The following is a 17,863-nucleotide window of genomic DNA, read 5'->3' as shown; positions in this document are numbered from 1 at the left end:
ACGCGCGACGCCGATGGGGACGGTCCTCCGGTCGGGCTGCGCCCTCCCTTCGGTCCGTCCCCATCGGCGCAGTCTCACCTTGATTGTCGCTGGAGTCTCACCCTGATCGCCGCCGCGCAGGACGGTCTTGCCTTTGTGACTGCCGAGGTTGTCGATGATGACAATGTCACCAGGCTTGAGCGTCGGAACCAGCATCTGCTCGACGTAAGCCAGGAAGCTCTCACCGTTGATGGGACCATCGATCACGCAGGGCGCGTCGATGCGATCATGGCGCAGGCGGCTAGGAAGGTCAGCGTCCGCCAGCGGCCATGTTGGTTTTGGCCCAGGGGTGAGTAGGCCGGGGGATTTTCACCCCCGGCCTCTCGCAGAACGGTGCGTGAACCTCTCGGTTCACACCGCTCCCGTCAGGTGAACGTGGTCGTTCCGAAGAACTGCCAGTGTACGAACAGCTCCGCGTTATTCCGAGCCAGCTTTCGCAAGAACAGCGAAGCACCGGTTTTGTGGAGCCGGAAGCGCTTGTACTTTCGCATGATCCACGCCTTCAGCTTCTGATTTGTGTTTCGGCATGGAATAAGGACCCCGTTTCGGGGTGATCGGCATCCAATCGGGACCCCGGGATAAGGGTCCACAGTGGCTTCCATCGAGTCATGGAAGCCGAGGTTGGGATGCTGGTGGTGGAGACGATTGGTAAGATCCGTCGCGCCTACTTTGTTGATGGTCGTCCGATCAAGGCGATCTGCCGAGAACTTGGCGTATCGCGGAAGGTGGTTCGCAAGGTCATTCGTTCTCAAGCGACGGAGTTCCGGTACGAGCGCGAGACGCAGCCGCTCCCGAAGATGGGTGCCTGGAGTGCCGAGCTTGATCGGTTGCTGGCAGGGAATGAGAGCAAGGCGGCGCGGGAACGGCTGACGCTGATCCGGCTATTCGAGGAACTCCGCGGCCTGGGTTATGCCGGCGGCTATGATGCGGTTCGTCGATACGCCCGACGGTGGACCAAGGAACGCGGCACCTCGACAGCGTCGGCTTATGTGCCGCTGAGCTTTGCACCAGGCGAAGCCTACCAGTTCGACTGGAGCCACGAGGTGGTCCTGCTGAGCGGCACCACGGTGATGGTGAAGGCTGCTCATGTTCGGCTCTGTCACAGTCGCATGCTGTTCGTGCGGGCCTATCCGCGGGAGACGCAGGAGATGGTGTTCGACGCCCACGACCGGGCATTCGCCCTGTTCAAAGGCACCTGCACCCGCGGCATCTACGACAACATGAAGACCGCGGTGGAGACGATCTTTGTCGGTAAAGGCCGTCTCTACAATCGCCGCTTCCTGCAGATGTGCAGCCACTATCTGGTCGATCCGGTCGCCTGTACGCCAGCGTCGGGCTGGGAGAAGGGGCAGGTCGAGAACCAGGTCGGGCTGGTCCGGGAGCGCTTCTTCACGCCGCGGCTGCGGTTCAAAAACCTCGACGAGTTAAACGCCTGGCTGCTCGACAAGTGCATCGCCTACGCCAAGGCTCATCGCCATCCGGAGCTGGTCGATCAGACGATCTGGGACGTGTTCGAAGCCGAACGCCCCAAACTCGTTCCCTATGCCGGCCGCTTCGACGGCTTCCATGCGGTGACAGCATCGGTCTCGAAGACCTGCCTGGTGCGCTTCGACAACAACAAGTACTCGGTCGCAGCCAGTGCAGTCGGACGACCGGTCGAGGTTCAAGCCTATGCCGATCGCATCGTGATCCGTCAGGATGGACGTATCGTTGCCGAGCACCCGCGATCCTTTGGCCGCGGCGATACCGTCTACGACCCCTGGCATTATGTGCCGGTGCTCGCCCGCAAACCCGGCGCCTTGCGCAACGGTGCTCCCTTCAAAGACTGGGTGCTGCCGGCCGCGATCGAGCGGATCCGGCGCAAGCTGGCCAGCACCGACGATGGCAATCGGCAGATGGTCGACATCCTCACCGCGGTGCTGACTGACGGTCTGTCCGCGGTGGAAGCGGCTTGTGCCGAAGCGCTCAGTCACAGCGTCCATTCCGCCGATGTCGTTCTCAATATCCTGGCCCGTCAACGTGAACCCGCCCCACCGGCCAACATCATGACGCCGGCCGCACTGACGCTCCGTCATGCACCGATCGCCGATTGTGCCCGCTACGACAACCTCCGGAGGACCATCTGATGGAACGAACCCAAATCTTCGACCTCATGGGCGAACTTAAGCTCTACGGCATGAAGGCTGCCTTCGACGAGATCATGGCAACTGCCGTCAAGCGCCAGCACGAGCCTCAACGCATTGTCGGCGACCTGCTCAACGCCGAGATCAACGAGAAGCAAGCCAGGTCGATCAAATACCAGCTCACCATTGCCAAGCTGCCGCTCGCCAAGGACATCGCCGACTTCCAGTTCGACGGCACGCCGATCAATCAGACTCTCGTCAATGATCTCGCTGGCGGCGGCTTCATCGCCCAACAACGCAACGTCGTGCTGGTTGGCGGCACCGGTACAGGCAAAACCCACTTGGCCATTGCCATCGCCAGAAGTTGCATCCGCGATGGCGCCAGAGGACGCTTCTACAACGTAGTCGACCTCGTCAACCGGCTCGAGACCGAGACCCGCAACGGTCGGCAGGGACGGCTCGCCGAGCATCTGACCCGCATGGACTTCATCGTTCTCGACGAGCTGGGCTATCTGCCGTTCGCGCAATCCGGCGGTCAGCTCCTGTTCCATCTCATCAGCCGGCTCTACGAGCGCACCTCCATCATTGTCACCACCAATCTTGCGTTCGGCGAATGGCCCAGTGTGTTCGGTGATGCCAAAATGACCACCGCGCTACTCGACCGATTGACCCATCACTGCGACATCGTCGAGACCGGCAACGACAGCTGGCGATTCAAAAGCCGCGACGATGTTCAAACAACCCGCGCTCGCGCCGTCTCCGCAACCCCGACCAGCTCCGACGACCCGAGCGCTACCAGCAGAGCACGCCGATCAAAGGGGTCCCTTTTGGATGCCGATAGGGGGTCCCAGTCGAACGCCGATTGACAGTGGGCAACGCCGACCTCTTCAGAAATTCAACAGAACCCGGGACATCCCCGAATCACAAGTGATACTTTCGATTCAAGATTTCGCGGATCAGCGCGAGTCGACGAAATTATGGGTAATTGAAAGCTTCGTCGTATGCGTACGACATCAGCCCCTGAGTCGGTTCTGCAGCGCCTGCCGATTGGCAACGAGGCTGCTGAGGTTCAGCAGGTGTGGTGCTCGTCCTTGCTCCAATTGCCTAACCAGCGCCCGCGTGCCGTCCACCACGAAGACGCCGCAATCATAAGTGTTCAGCTGCTGGGTCATGCCGCGTGACTCCAGGCGGGCGCCCAGCCTTGCTGCGAGCTCTGCTGCGGGCGTGTTGTTGTATTCCCCCATGGAGTCGTAGCGATAGGCAACCGGCCTTTCGCGGTCGCGGCGATCAACAAACAGCAACGACCAATGGGTGCCGGGGAGATTCGTAGCACGGGCATTGTTCACTGGCAGGAACAGGAAGTCGGCTGTGTCGTCACCATTCTGATCATGGACGATGCGCTGGAATGCGCGTAGCATTTCGCTCTCGGTGCCCAAGCGCAGGCTAACAAGGGTTATGAGAGGATCCACGAACCGCGTCCGGGCGGCGAGATTCGGATTGTCCCCCCCCAACTCTTGCGCCAGGAGCTGGTAATCTCTCAGGACATGCTCGTCGCCCAGCCATTCCGTGTCCTCGAGCACCAGCCCGCGGCCGTGAGACGAGGCTGTCGGACCTAAAGCCCCGATCTGAGCATCGTAGGAGGTGCTCGGAAACGCCGGCACAGAATTAACATCGTCGCGTGATTCAGACGGCGTGGCCGCAGTCAGATCAACCAATGGAGGACCGCCGTAGGTGCTTGAGCGAGCCCTGGCAGCCGGCGCTGGCGCAAAGTGAGCATCGTCGCGCAACTCGGACGGTGTCGGCGCATTCAGAGCAAGAAATGGCTCAAGACCAGCGTAGATGTCTGAGGGAGCCTGGTAGAGTGCGCTGGCGCAAAGTGAGCGTCGTCGCGCAACTCGGACGGTGTCGGCGCATTCAGAGCAAGAAATGGCTCAAGACCAGCGTAGGTGCTTGAACGAGCCCTGGCAGCCTGCGCTGGCGATGCTTCCAGCATCGGCCACATACTCCAATCAAAGTTGAGCGGCATCTGCGGCGACCAGGTTGAGGCGGACCAGGCAGGTTCCTGCTGTCCAGCTTGGACTATGTCCTGCGCCTGCTCCGGGGGAACCCCGGGCCACGGTGGGCCGTCTTCCACCATCAAACGCAGATCCTGATCATAACCTTCCGGGAGGACCAATGGCCGACTGACAGCTCGCTGCGGCGCCGTGGCATCTTGGTACCCGCTCCCCTGCATCGTCGGCTGCGCCTGCCATGGCGATGCACCCAGTTGATGGGTGGGGGCCGACGTCAGCAGGCGACCGCCTGAAGCGACGATCTCGCTCAGTTGCCGCTCGCTGGCAACGCCGTGCAGATTGTCTAGGGTCCTCGGCCTCTTCGCTGGCCTCAATTCAGCTGTGTCATGCTCATCGTTGATGAGGACCTCCTCGCTTGGCAGGAGGTTGCTCCTGGCAAGTGCACCGATCGGCTCGTCCGGGAACTGCTGGCGGTCGTAGCCCCAGTTCAAGGGACGAATGGACTCTCCGGGATCCGATGACTGGTCATGGCGCGCGGCTGGCTCAAGAAGAGATGACGACGGGCCGGGTTCGTCCATCAGCTCCCAAAGCAAATCCTGATCGTAGCCTTCTACAGGAAGCAGCTCCTTTGGCCAACTGCCCGCGTCCTGCGACGCGCTGTGCTGCGCAGCGGCGCCGCCGGCGGGCATCGGCTCCATCAGTACCGCGTCTTCGGGATCAGGACCGGGGGAAATATGGCGCTCGAGCTCCATCGCTTTAGCGCCGGCCTGCGATTTTCGGAGATGGGTCAGTGCGGCACCGATCCGCCTATTACCACCGGCGTCCTTATAGTCCTCGACATCTCCATCCAACGCCTTGCCGGAAAGCCGAGCAGCAATGCCCTTCTTGTTGTTTTCACGCAGGTAGTCACTGAAACTGCTAAGGGCAAATGCATAGGTACTGGCGGTACCTGTCGTTGCTTCGTTTTTGTACTCTTTGATGAGAGCCGCGTCCTGGGGATAAGGATTCAGCTTAGCGCGGTCTGCGATCGGCACGATTCCGCCCGTCGACTGCGAGGTCCGGAGATGATCTATTGCCGTAAGGAGTCTCGTGGGATTACCCTTTCCGAAGAACTCGCGCGCATCAACAGTCAACGACTCGTCGTCGAGCCGAGCAGCAATGGACTTTTTGTTATTTGCGAAGAGCCAGCGGCCAAAGCTGAGAAGGCGATTTACATTGTACTTGGCAGTGGTTTCGGTGGCCCCGCCCTTGATGAGGGCCTCCTCAAGCCCCGAAATAAGGGGAGCGTCCTCGGAATAAAGAGACTGCTTGCGAACCCCAGTTGATCGAGTCGGCTGCAGCGCCGAGGACGATGCGAGGCGCATGTGAGCGCGCTGCGCGGCCCCCGGCCACGGGCCGGGTTCGTCCATCAGCCCCAAAACCAAATCCTGATCGTAGCCTTCTGCAGGAAGCTTCTCTGGCCAACTGAAAGCTCGCTGCGACGCGTTGTGCCGCGCAGCGGCGTCGCCGACCCGCCTCGTCTCCATCAGGGCCGCGTCTTCGGGATCAGGAAAGGGGGAAATATGGCGCTCAAGCTCCATCGCCTTAGCGCCGGCCGACGATTTTCGGAGATAGGCCAGCGCGGCACCGATCCGCCTATTACCACCGGCGTCCTTCTTATAATCCTCGACATCTCCATCCAACGCCTTGCCGGAAAGCCGAACAGCAATGCCCGGCTTGTTGTTTTCACGCAGGTAGTCACTGAAACTGCTAAGGGTAAATGCATAGGTAATGGCGGTATCTGTCGCTGCTTCGTTTTTGTACTCTTTGATGAGAGCCGCGTCCTGGGGATAAGGATTCAGCTTAGCGCGGTCTGCGATCGGCACGATTCCGCCCGTCGACTGCGAGGTCCGGAGATGACCTATTGCCGTAAGGAGTCTCGTGGGGTTACCCTTTCCGAAGAACTCGCGCGCATCAACGGTCAACGACTCGTCGTCGAGCCGAGCAGCAATGGACTCTTTGTTATTTGCGACAAGCCAGCGGCCAAAGCTGCGAAGGGGCCATACATTGGCCTTGGCGGTGATTTCGGTGGCCCCGCCCTTGATGAGGGCCTTCTCAAGCCCCGAAATAAGGGGACCATCCTCGGAATAAAGTGGCTGCTTCCTCTGCCTTCTCAAAACTCCAGTTGACTGAGCCGGCTGCGGCGCCGAGTGCGACGGACCGGGTTCGTCCATCAGCCCCAAAACCAAATCCTGATCGTAGCCTTCTGCAGGAAGCTCCTCTGGCCGACTGAAAGCTCGCTGCGACGCGCCGTGCTCCGCAGCGGCGTCGCTGACCCGCCTCGGCTCCATCAGGGCCGCGCGTTCGGGATCAGGACCGGGGGAAATATGGCGCTCGAGCTCCATCGCTTTAGCGCCGGCCCGCGATTTTCGGAGATGGGTCAGTGCGGCACCGATCCGCCTATTACCACCGGCGTCCTTCTTATAGTCTCCGACATCTCCATCCAACGCCTTGCCGGAAAGCCGAGCAGCAATGCCCTTCTTGTTGTTTTCACGCAGGTAGTCACTGAAACTGCTAAGGGTAAATGCATAGGTACTGGCGGTACCTGTCGTTGCTTCGTTTTTGTACTCTTCGATGAGAGCCGCGTCCTGGGGATAAGGATTCAGCTTAGCGCGGTCTGCGATCGGCACGATTCCGCCCGTCGACTGCGAGGTCCGGAGATGACCTATTGCCGTAAGGAGTCTCGTGGGATTACCCTTTCCGAAGAACTCGCACGCATCAACGGTCAACGACTCGTCGTCGAGCCGAGCAGCAATGGCCTGCTTTTTGTTTTCAAAGAGCCAGCGGCCCAATCTAAGAAGATGACCTACATTCTCCTTGGCAGTGCGTTTGACAGCCCCCCCTTTGATGAGGGCCTCCTCAAGCCCCAAAATAAGGTCAGCATCTTGGGAATAAAGAGGACGCCTGCGGGTACCGTAAACCTCTGCTGACTGGCCAGGCTGCAGCGCCGAGGCGCCTGGCATTGGCCCGCCGCCTCCATCCTGCGACGCTGGAGGGCATTCGTGCCCGCTCGCCTGCATGATGGGCTGCGCCTCCGATGGCGATGCGGCGACTTGATGGGGGGGGGCCTGCATCAGCACACGATCACCCGGACGGGTGATCTCGCTTAGCTGCCGCTCAAAGGCCGCCGCGTCTGTCGACGGGGACACCGGTGCAGTCTCTTGCTGGGCGGCGCTGTTCGATTGTTGCTGCAGTCGGCTAGTTGAGGTGAAATCCATCCGTTCTCACTTTCGAAGATGTAGGCGAATCAGAGCTCGGTTTGGATCTCATGCGCGGGGCAATCGAGACGGCAGCGCGGCGACCAAATCCGCGGCACAGAATGAGCTCTCAACGTTGGATCCAGCAACAAACCACCGTGGGTCCGAACCGTCCGCGCCGCAGGCAGTCGGACACTCGGATGTTCTTCCCCACAATTTTGCTATGAGAGGAAGCTGTCGAGTACCTGACGAGCGCTGTCGGGCGACGTAAAAATTGGCTCTGACTCACTTTTGTTGCAGTCTGAACCGCCCCGGGTTTGCCGGAGGCTCCAACTCCCGAGAGGATGGAGCCATGACGAGCAAGACGACGAACAAGTTTTCACCCGAGGTTCGGGCCCGTGCGGTTCGGATGGTTCCGGATCACGCCAAGCGAGCACCCTTCGCGGTGGGCGGCGGTGAGATCGATTGCCGCCAAGATTGGCTGCACACCGCAGACGCTACATGACTGGGTCAAGAAGGTCGAGATCGACAGCGGGCAGCGGACCGGCGTTCCGACGGAGATGGCCGAGAAGCTGAAGGCCCTGGAACGGGAGAACCGTGAGCTTCGACAGGCCAACGAGATCCTGCGCAAGGCGAGCGCTTATTTTGCGATGGCGGAGCTCGACCGCCGGTCCAAGCCATGATCGCCTTCATTGACGATCATCGTGGGGCGCATGGGGTCGAGCCGATCTGTCAGGTGTTGCCTGATCGCCCCCTCGACCTACCACGCCCACGGGGCCAAACGGCGCGATCCCGCCAGGCTGTCGACGTGCGCCAAGCCGGACGCCGCACTGAAGATCGAGGTTCGGCGCGCCTTCGATCAAAACTTTTCCCTCTACGGCGTGCGCAAGGTCTGGCGCCAGCTCAAGCGCGAAGGCTTCGATGTTGCCCGTTGCACGGTGTCGCGACTTATGCGGAACATGGGTTTGCAAGGGTGATCCACGGCAAACCCATCAAGACCACGATCAGCGACAAGATGCGCCACGCCTGCTGGATCACGTCAATCGCCCGTTCAAGGCGCCAAGGCCGAACGTTCTCTGGCTCTCCGACTTCACCTATGTCGCGACCTGGACGGGTTTTGTCTACGTCGCCTTTGTCATCGACGCCTATGCCCGCAGGATTGTGGGCTGGCGAGCCTCGCGCGCGGCGCATGCAGCTTCGTGCTCGATGCGCTGGAGCAGGCACTGCAAGATCGACGGCCGGTCCATCGTGGCGGGCTCGTGCACCACAGCGACAGAGGCAGCCAATACGTATCCATTAAGTACATCGAGCGCTTGGCTGAAGCTGGTGTGGGGCCTTCTGTCGGCAGCCTCGGAGATTCCTATGACAATGCTCTCACCGAAACCATCAACGGTCTCTACAAGGCCGAGGTGATCCCGCGCGGCCCATGGCGCAGCTTCGAGGCCGTCGAGATTGCGACATGCGACCTGGAATGGGTGGATTGGTTCAACAACCGACGGCTCCTCGAGCCCATCGGCAACATACCGCCGGCCGAAGCCGAGAAAACGCTACTACGCCATGCTGGAACAATCCGCCATGGCGGCAGAACTTAAACTAAATGGCCTCCGGCAAACCCGGGGCGGTTTTGTATCACAGGAGTTTGGCGGTCTGACGCGCCTCGCCTCCAATGGGCGTATTCGGATACCGAGCGCCTATCGTTTATAACGCGACAATCCGGATGAGAGCGGCGCGTCAATCAAGATGAGACGAGGCGGCCGAGTCAGGAGATAATTGACGCTGGCCGCCGTCGAGTTCGTTGGGGGTAGTGTGAACAGGCGGCCGGCCTGGACCGCGTCTGCGATCGAGGGCAACTTTTCGACGGTAACTTTCGACGTTCATCTCGAGGATCGTGGCGTGGTGGACCAAACGATCGATGGCAGCCAACGTCATTGCCTGGTCCGGAAAGATACGCCCCCATTCGCCAAATGGCTGATTGGCCGTGATCAGCAGCGAGCGTCGTTCGTAGCGGGCGGCGATCAACTCGAACAGCACACTGGTTTCCGCCTGATCCTTGCTCACATATGTGATGTCGTCGAGGATCAGGAGGTCATAGCGATCGAGTTTGGCGATCGCGGACTCCAGCGCCAGCTCGCGCCGCGCGACCTGCAGCCGTTGCACCAGATCGGTGGTGCGCGCGAAGAGAACGCGCCAACCGTTCTCGACGAGAGCCAGGCCGATCGCCGTGCCGAGATGGGTCTTGCCGCCGCCCGGTGGACCGAACAAGAGCAAATTGGCGCCGGCCTTCAACCAGGCGTCGCCAGCGGCGAGCGCCATCGCCTGTGCCTTTGATAGCATCGGCACGCTTTCGAAGTCGAAGGTGGCGAGCGTCTTGCCGGCGGGCAAACGCGCTTCCACCATGTGTCGCTCGATCCGACGGCGGGTGCGATCAGCCGCCTCGTGCTCGGCAAGGGCGGCGAGGAAGCGGGCGGCAGGCCGCCCTTCCTTGTCCGACTGTGCGGCGAGCTTCGGCCAGATCGCCTTGACGCCCGGCAGGCGGAGCTCATTGAGAAGCAGCTCGACACGGGCGGCATCGACGGAGGTAGCGATACCGGTCATGCTGCCTCTCCCAGGTTCGAGCGGCCCGACATGACGCTGACGGAGGCGAGTTCATCGTAGACGTCGAGCGGCACCAGCTGGACGGCGACACGCGGGATCGAGGCCGCCTCGGGTCGGAAGCGGCCGCGCAGCGCGGCAAGATCGCGTCCAGATCCATCGCGATCACCTCGGCGAGTTCTGCTTCGCAGGCGCGCTCGTGAGCCAGCGCCAGAAGCTCGACCGTCACCTTGCAGGCGCGCCGGTCATCACCATGCTCCCGCAAGGTCTCGAACAGACGTTTGTAAGCTGCACGCGGGAAGAGTTGGTCGCGATAAACGAGATTGAGGAGCGCCATCGGCTTGCGCCGCAGGGCATGGATGACGTGCCGGTAATCCACAACATGACCGCCCTGGCTCTCGGACATAGGCCGACCGCGCCGCAGCGTCACGACCGGCGTGACGCCAAGGAAGCATTCGAGCCGGTCGTCGAAGATGCGCACACGCAGGCGATGGCCGATCAATCTTGAAGGCACGGTGTAGAACACGCGCCGCAGGATGAAGCCGCCTGACGACGTCACCGGGATCACTTTCTCCTCGAAGTCGGTCGTGCGGCCTTTTGGCAGCGGCGCCAAGGCCTCCTTCTCGAGCGCGATCGGCTTGGCGAGGTTGGCGTTGCGCCGGCCGACAATCTCGTCGACAAAAGCCCGGTACGCATCGAGACTGGCGAAGTCGCGCGTCGCGCGTCCCCCGCAGCAACAGCGCATCTTCCAGTGCCCGCTTGAGATGGCCGTGCGCGCTCTCGATCGAGCCGTTCTCATGTACGATGCCCGCATTGTTGCGCGTTGGCGCCATGCCATAGTGGCCCATCAGCCCGGCGTAGCGCTGCGTCAGATCCTCCAGTGCGTCGGCGGCCAGATTGCGGAATGCTGCCGACAGGCTGTCGCTGCGATGCTCCCGCGGCACGCCGCCAAGCGCCCACAGCGCGTTCTGCAAGCCCACCGCCAGGGCGACGAAGCTTTCGCCGCCGAGCACGACATGGGCATGCTCGAAGCCGGAGAACGCCAACCGGAAGTGATAGAGCCGGTGATCGAGCGGCTCACCCGCGATGGTAATACCGAGCGCGCTCACGTCGGTGAAGTCGGACAGACCAGGCGGCCGGGCTCGTGCTGCTGGCGGAAGATCACGTCCTGTTCGGGACCGTTGAGCGCCCGCCAGGCGTTGATGCGCCGCTCCAGCGTGCGGCGGATGTTCGGGTTCAAGTCATGATGCCGTCGGCGCAGCTCGTCCAGCCGCCGATCACGCGGATGCCGGGCGCAGCCTTCAGGATCGGAACGATCTCGGCGTCCCAATACTGCCCGAGCGGATCGGACCGGCGCCGGCCCCTCGGCGTCTTCTTCTGCGATGGCGGGCGACAATCGCCCTCGATTCGATCCGCGCTTGCCTTCGAGAACCCCGCCTTGGCCGCGGCGGCCTCGGGGGACAGCGTCAGTCGGTAGGTCATGTACAGCCTCATCTGGTGGTCGGTGATGTGGAGGCCAGGCAAGGCATCGATTCCCTCTTGTCGAGACGAATCAACAGCTTGCACCAGCCGCACCCGGCCGCCAGACGGGTCCAAAAACGCGACGCCGATGAGGACGGTCCTCCGGTCGGGCTGCGCCCTCCCTTCGGTCCGTCCCCATCGACGCAGTCTCACCTTGATTGTCGCTGGAGTCTCACCCTGATCGCCGCCGCGCAATCTTGGGGCGATACGATCTCGGGCGGCTTGTCTTGGACGCGATCGGTGCGGCTTGGCGGCGTGCAAATGCAAACCAATTTCGCGCTTCGTCCCGATCTCGTGACCCTACCGATACCAGCCCTGTCCGGTAGCGCGGCGGTACCCTCTACCCTCGACGCAGAGCCCTGTTTGGGCCGAATGACAGGCAGGATCTGCTTGACCAACAATTGTGCTGAGCGCGCATTGAGAGGCATCGCCTTGGGAAGGCGCAACTGGACCTTCGCCGGCAGCCAGCGTGGCGCCGACCGTGCCGCCATCATGCTGACGATGATCGCGACCTGTCGCCTCAACAAAGTCGATCCCAAGGCCTGACTCGCCGACGTCCTCGCCCGTATCGCCGATCTTCCCGCATCGCATCTGCACGAACTGCAGCCCTGGGAATGGAAGCTCCTGCGCCGAGCCCGCCGGTCAGCAAGCCCGCCTGACCTTCACGCAAACCATCATAGAGTTCGTCGTGCCCGCGCGCACGCTTCAATCAGGCGGTCTTCGTCGTATGCGTACGACATCAGCCCCTGAGTCGGTTCTGCAGCGCCTGCCGATTGGCAACGAGGCTGCTGAGGTTCAGCAGGTGTGGTGCTCGTCCTTGCTCCAATTGCCTAACCAGCGCCCGCGTGCCGTCCACCACGAAGACGCCGCAATCATAAGTGTTCAGCTGCTGGGTCATGCCGCGTGACTCCAGGCGGGCGCCCAGCCTTGCTGCGAGCTCTGCTGCGGGCGTGTTGTTGTATTCCCCCATGGAGTCGTAGCGATAGGCAACCGGCCTTTCGCGGTCGCGGCGATCAACAAACAGCAACGACCAATGGGTGCCGGGGAGATTCGTAGCACGGGCATTGTTCACTGGCAGGAACAGGAAGTCGGCTGTGTCGTCACCATTCTGATCATGGACGATGCGCTGGAATGCGCGTAGCATTTCGCTCTCGGTGCCCAAGCGCAGGCTAACAAGGGTTATGAGAGGATCCACGAACCGCGTCCGGGCGGCGAGATTCGGATTGTCCCCCCCCAACTCTTGCGCCAGGAGCTGGTAATCTCTCAGGACATGCTCGTCGCCCAGCCATTCCGTGTCCTCGAGCACCAGCCCGCGGCCGTGAGACGAGGCTGTCGGACCTAAAGCCCCGATCTGAGCATCGTAGGAGGTGCTCGGAAACGCCGGCACAGAATTAACATCGTCGCGTGATTCAGACGGCGTGGCCGCAGTCAGATCAACCAATGGAGGACCGCCGTAGGTGCTTGAGCGAGCCCTGGCAGCCGGCGCTGGCGCAAAGTGAGCATCGTCGCGCAACTCGGACGGATTCGGATTCACCAGTGCGAGATGCTGAACCCTGGCAGTTGATGGTGACGCCGGTGCTTGCATCTGCCGCCGCGACAACTCCTCGCTCAACCACGCCAAAGCTTCATCGTCCGAGGAGGCTGGCATCGGAGAAAGCCGCTGCGGCGAGCCGAGCTGTCGAGCGCCATGGTGATGACCCGGTACCGGCCCGGCAAACGGCGGCGCAAAGTCGGGCGGCGGGCTCCAAGCGTTGTCACGCAACTCAAATGATGCGGGCGAATTCGGATTAACCGCTGCTTCAAGACCGCCATAGGTGTCTGAGTGAACCCTGGCAGAGTGCGCTGGCGATGCTTCCAGGACCGGCCACATACCCCAATCAAAGTTGAGCGGCATCTGCGGCGACCAGGTTGAGGCGGACCAGGCAGGTTCCTGCTGTCCAGCTTGGACTATGTCCTGCGCCTGCTCCGGGGGAACCCCGGGCCACGGTGGGCCGTCTTCCACCATCAAACGCAGATCCTGATCATAACCTTCCGGGAGGACCAATGGCCGACTGACAGCTCGCTGCGGCGCGCTGTGCTGCGCAGGGGCGTCGGCGACGTTCGTCGCGACCGCATGCGGCGCCGTGGCATCTTGGTACCCACTCCCCTGCATCGTCGGCCGCGCCTGCCATGGCGATGCACCCGGTTGATGGGTGGGGGCCGACGTCAGCAGGCGACCGCCTGAAGCGACGATCTCGCTCAGTTGCCGCTCGCTGGCAACGCCGTGCAGATTGTCTAGGGTCCTCGGCCTCTTCGCTGGCCTCAATTCAGCTGTGTCATGCTCATCGTTGATGAGGACCTCCTCGCTTGGCAGGAGGTTGCTCTTGGCAAGTGCACCGATCGGCTCGTCCGGGAACTGCTGGCGGTCGGACTCTCCGGGATCCGGTGCCTGGTCATGGCACGCGGCTGGCTCAAGAGATGACGACGGGCCGGGTTCGTCCATCAGCCCCAAAACCAAATCCTGATCGTAGCCTTCTACAGGAAGCTCCTCTCGCCTGCTGAAAGCTTGCTGCGACGCGCTGTGCCGCGCAGCGGCGTCGCCGACCCGCCTCGACTCCATCAGAGCCGCGTCTTCGGGATCAGGAATGGGGGAAATATGGCGATCGAGCTCCATCGCCTTACCGGCCGGCGATTTTCGGAGATGGGCCAGTGCGGCACCGATCTTCCGATTACCACCAGCGTCCTTATAATCCTCGACATCTCCATCCAACGCCTTGCCGGAAAGCCGAGCAGCAATGCCCTTCTTGTTGTTTTCACGCAGGTAGTCACTGAAACTGTTAAGAACAACTGCATAGGTACGTACGGTACCTGTCGCAGCTTTGTTTTTGTACTCTTTGATGAGAGCCGCGTCCTGGGGGGGAGGATTCGGCTTAGCGCGGCCTCCGATCGGCACGATTCCGCCCGTCGACTGCGAGGTCCGGAGATGACCAATTGCCGTAAGGAGTCTCGTGGGATTACCCTTTCCAAAGAACTCAGCATCATCGGTCAGCGACTTGTCGTCGAGCCGAGCAGCAATGGACTTTTTTTTATTTGCGACAAGCCAGCGGCCAAAGCTGCGAAGGGGCCACACATTGGCCTTGGCGGTGATTTCGGTAGCCCCGCCCTTGATGAGGGCCTTCTCAAGCTCCGAAATAAGGCGAGCGTCCTCGGAATAAAGAGGCTGCTTCCTGCGAACCCCAGTTGATCGAGCCGGCTGCAGCGCCGAGGACGACGGGCCGGGTTCGTCCATCAGCCCCCAAAGCAAATCCTGATCGTGGGCTTCCGCAGGAAGCTCCTCTGGCCAACTGCCAGCTTCCTGCGACGCGCTGTGCTCCGCAGCGGCGTCGCCGACCCGCCTCGGCTCCATCAGGGCCGCGTCTTCGGGATCAGGATGGGAAATATGGCGATCGAGCTCCATCGCCTTAGCGCCGGCCGACGATTTTCGGAGATGGGCCAGTGCGGCACTGATGTTGCGGTAACCACCGGCGTCCTTCTTATAGTCCTCGACATCTCCATCCAACGACGTGCCGGGAAGCCGACCAGCAATGCCCGGCTTGTTGTTTTCGCGCAGGTAGTCACTGAAACTGCCAAGAGCAACCGTATAGGTAATGCCGGTACCTGTCGTTGCTTCGTTTTTGTACTCTTTGATGAGGGCCTCGTCCCCGGGGTGCGGATTCAGCTTAGCGCGGCCTCCGATCGGGACGATTCCGCCCGTCGACAGCGAGGTCCGGAGATGATCTAGTGCCTTACGGACTCTCTTGAGATCACCCTTTCCTATCGACTCCCGAACGTCGTTGGTCAGCGACTCGTCGTTAAGCCGAGCAGCAATGGCCTGCTTTTTGTTTTCAAAGAGCCAGCGGCCCAATCTGAGAAGATGACCTACATTGTCCTGGGCGGTGCGCTCGGCGACCCCGGTGAGTGCCTTGCTAAGCCCCAAAATAAGGGGCTTATCTTCGAGATAAAGAGGGCGCTTGCTGCGACCTACCAAAACCCCAGGTGACTTGCCCGGCTGCAGCGCCGAGGTGCCTGGCATCGGCCCGCCGTCTCCACCCCGCAACGCTGGAGGGTATTCGTGCCCGCTCGCCTGCATAATGGGCTGCGCCTCCGATGGCGATGCACCGACTTGCGCGGTTGGTCCGGGAGGCGACGACGGGCGGGTTTCGTCCATCATCCCCAAAGGCAAATCTTGATCGTGACCTTCCACGGGGAGGACCTCTGGCCAGCTGCCAGATCTCTCCCACGCGCTGCGCGGCGCGGCGGCGTCCCTAACTCGCGTCGGCTCCATGAGGACCGCGTCTTCAGAATCAGGAACGGGTGAGATAACGCGCTCGAGTTCCATCGCTCGGGCGCCCGCTCGCGAGCCTCGGAGATAAGTTAGAGCGGCCCCGATCTTCGGGTCTCGACCGGGCGTTTTCTTATAGCCGTCGACATCTTTATCCAACGACTTGTCGGAAAGCCGAGCAGCAATGCCCTTCTTGTCATTTTCACGCAGGTAGTCACTGAAACTGCGAAGAGCAGTTGCATAGTTCTGGACGATATGTGTTGGTGTTTCGTTTTTGCACTCTTTGATGAGAGCCGCGTCCTTGGGATAAGGATTCAACTCAGTGAGGCCTGCGATCGGCACGATTCCGCCCGTCGACTGCGAGGTCCGGAGATGATCTAGTGCTGTACGGACCTTCTTGGTACCGCCCTTTCTTATGAACTCCTGGACATCATTGGTCAGCGACTCGTCGTTAAGCCGAGCAGCAATGGCCTGCTTTTTGTTTTCAAAGAGCCAGCGGTCGAGAGTGAGAAGATTGCTCACATTGTTCTTGGCCGTGCGCTCGGCAGCCCCCCCTTTGATGAGGGCCTCCTCAAGCCCCAAAATAAGGTCAGCATCTTGGGAATAAAGAGGACGCCTGCTGATACCTATGTAAACCTCTGTTGACTGGCCAGGCTGCAGCGCCGAGGCGCCTGGCATCGGCCCGCCGCCTTTACCCTGCGACGCTGGAGGGCATTCGCGCCCGCTCGCCTGCATGATGGGCTGCGCCTCCGATGGCGATGCGGCGACTTGATGGGGGGGGGTCTGCATCAGCACACGATCACCCGGACGGGTGATCTCGCTTAGCTGCCGCTCAAAGGCCGCCGCGTCTGTCGACGGGGACACCGGTGCAGTCTCTTGCTGGGCGGCGCTGTTCGATTGTTGCTGCAGTCGGCTAGTTGAGGTGAAATCCATCCGTTCTCACTTTCGAAGATATAGGCGCATCAGAGCTCGGTTTGGATCTCATGCGCGGGGCAATCGAGACGGCAGCGCGGCGACCAAATCCACAGCACAGAATGTGCTCTCAACGTTGGATCCAGCAACAAACCAGCGTGGGTCCGAACCGTCCGCGCCGCAGGCAGTCGGACACTCGGATGTTCTTCCCCACAATTTTTGCTATGAGAGGAAGCTGTCGAGTACCTGACGAGCGCTGTCGGGCGACGTGGAAAATTGCTCCCTGACGAGACGAGGGATTGATCCCCTCGCGACACGGTCAGAACGGGGTTTATGCAGCGAATCAGTTCAGGTCCTCTGCGGTTCGAAGATCCCCGGAGGGAGGTCACGCTGGAGCTGGACGAGGTTTCGGCGATACTCCGGCTCAACGAGCTGGGGTAGGATAGCAAACGGAATTTGCAGCTGACCATCCCGCATCTGACGCGGTCATCCTGCATCGCTGCCTCCAGCGCCACGGCATCAGCCGATTGCCGGAGGTTGAAGGCGGCAAGCCTTCGAAGAAAAAGTTCAAGGCTTATCCGATCGCTTATTTCTACAAGATCCAAACAGTGCTCACTTACAATGGGATCCAGTTCACCTTCCCGCCCCGCTATGCGGACGGCCCGACGGCAAGATACGAGACGCATATGTTCGATATGCGATGCCAAGAAAACGGGATCGAACATCGGCTGACCAAGATCAAGCATCCCTGGACCAATGGCCAGGTCGAGCGCATGAACCGCACGATCAAGGAAGCGACCGTCCAACGCTACCACTATGATCGACACGATCAGCTCGAAGCTCACCTTTTCATCACCGCCTACAACTACGCTCGGCGCTTGAAGACCCTGAACGGCCTCACGCCCTACGAACACATCTGCAAATGCTGGACTTGCCAGCCAGAACGATTCACACTCAACCCGCTCCAGCAAATGCCGGGACTAACCCGCCCTATTCGTGAGAGTGCGTTTTTTTAGTCCGATTGATGGGCCGCACATCTGCTCTGACGAGGCGCGCGGGTGCCTTCGGCTTTTCACCGCCTGACGACCGGTACTTTGCAACGCGCTTGAGGGATGGGTTGGGCGAACG

General features: G+C 61.2%; 4 protein-coding genes, 6 pseudogenes and 1 other annotated feature. Of the genes and pseudogenes, 5 read left to right on the top strand and 5 right to left on the bottom strand.

What is annotated here, in order from left to right:
- Positions 1 to 120: 120 nt before the first annotated feature.
- A pseudogene (locus V5279_RS08395) lies at positions 121 to 311 on the bottom strand (transposase); the annotation flags it as partial.
- Positions 312 to 665: 354 nt separating this feature from the next.
- On the opposite strand from V5279_RS08395, the gene istA (V5279_RS08390) reads away from it, so the two are divergent.
- Together istA (V5279_RS08390) and istB (V5279_RS08385) are read left to right on the top strand one after the other, a co-directional pair.
- Complete coding sequence (istA, locus tag V5279_RS08390; protein WP_166309211.1) at positions 666 to 2,165, top strand: IS21 family transposase; 1,500 nt, start codon at positions 666 to 668, stop codon at positions 2,163 to 2,165.
- The gene (gene istB, locus V5279_RS08385) at positions 2,165 to 3,028 is read left to right on the top strand and encodes an IS21-like element helper ATPase IstB (RefSeq protein ID WP_166107168.1); all 864 of its coding nucleotides are present in this window, start codon (positions 2,165 to 2,167) and stop codon (positions 3,026 to 3,028) included. The genes istA (V5279_RS08390) and istB (V5279_RS08385) overlap by 1 nt, the downstream gene beginning before the upstream one ends.
- A gap of 147 nt (positions 3,029 to 3,175) precedes the next feature.
- Here the strand turns inward: istB (V5279_RS08385) and V5279_RS08380 are convergent.
- Positions 3,176 to 7,233 (bottom strand): annotated as a pseudogene (locus V5279_RS08380) (Ulp1 family isopeptidase).
- Positions 7,234 to 7,762: 529 nt separating this feature from the next.
- Between V5279_RS08380 and V5279_RS08375 the strand changes: the two are divergent.
- Positions 7,763 to 8,994, top strand: a pseudogene (locus V5279_RS08375) (IS3 family transposase); the annotation flags it as partial.
- Positions 8,048 to 8,165 (top strand) — a sequence feature (AL1L pseudoknot). It overlaps the preceding pseudogene by 118 nt.
- Before the next feature lie 147 nt (positions 8,995 to 9,141).
- Here V5279_RS08375 and istB (V5279_RS08370) read toward each other — a convergent pair.
- Entirely contained in the window at positions 9,142 to 10,005 is an 864-nt protein-coding gene (gene istB / locus V5279_RS08370) for an IS21-like element helper ATPase IstB (RefSeq protein ID WP_338696378.1), read from the bottom strand.
- Positions 10,002 to 11,526 (bottom strand): annotated as a pseudogene (istA, locus tag V5279_RS08365) (IS21 family transposase). The gene istB (V5279_RS08370) and the pseudogene istA (V5279_RS08365) overlap by 4 nt, the downstream one beginning before the upstream one ends.
- Before the next feature lie 375 nt (positions 11,527 to 11,901).
- On the opposite strand from istA (V5279_RS08365), the pseudogene V5279_RS08360 reads away from it, so the two are divergent.
- Positions 11,902 to 12,147 (top strand): annotated as a pseudogene (locus V5279_RS08360) (transposase domain-containing protein); the annotation flags it as partial.
- Positions 12,148 to 12,262: 115 nt separating this feature from the next.
- Here the strand turns inward: V5279_RS08360 and V5279_RS08355 are convergent.
- Positions 12,263 to 16,756 (bottom strand): Ulp1 family isopeptidase, encoded by a 4,494-nt coding sequence (locus V5279_RS08355; RefSeq protein WP_338696376.1) that lies wholly within the window; start codon positions 16,754 to 16,756, stop codon positions 12,263 to 12,265.
- A gap of 435 nt (positions 16,757 to 17,191) precedes the next feature.
- On the opposite strand from V5279_RS08355, the pseudogene V5279_RS08350 reads away from it, so the two are divergent.
- Positions 17,192 to 17,751: pseudogene (locus V5279_RS08350) on the top strand (integrase core domain-containing protein); the annotation flags it as partial.
- Positions 17,752 to 17,863 lie beyond the last annotated feature (112 nt).

It is taken from the genome of Bradyrhizobium sp. 26S5 (genome assembly GCF_036923295.1).
GTDB classification, from domain to species: domain Bacteria; phylum Pseudomonadota; class Alphaproteobacteria; order Rhizobiales; family Xanthobacteraceae; genus Bradyrhizobium; species Bradyrhizobium septentrionale.
This window is presented reverse-complemented; position numbering and strand designations above follow the sequence as displayed.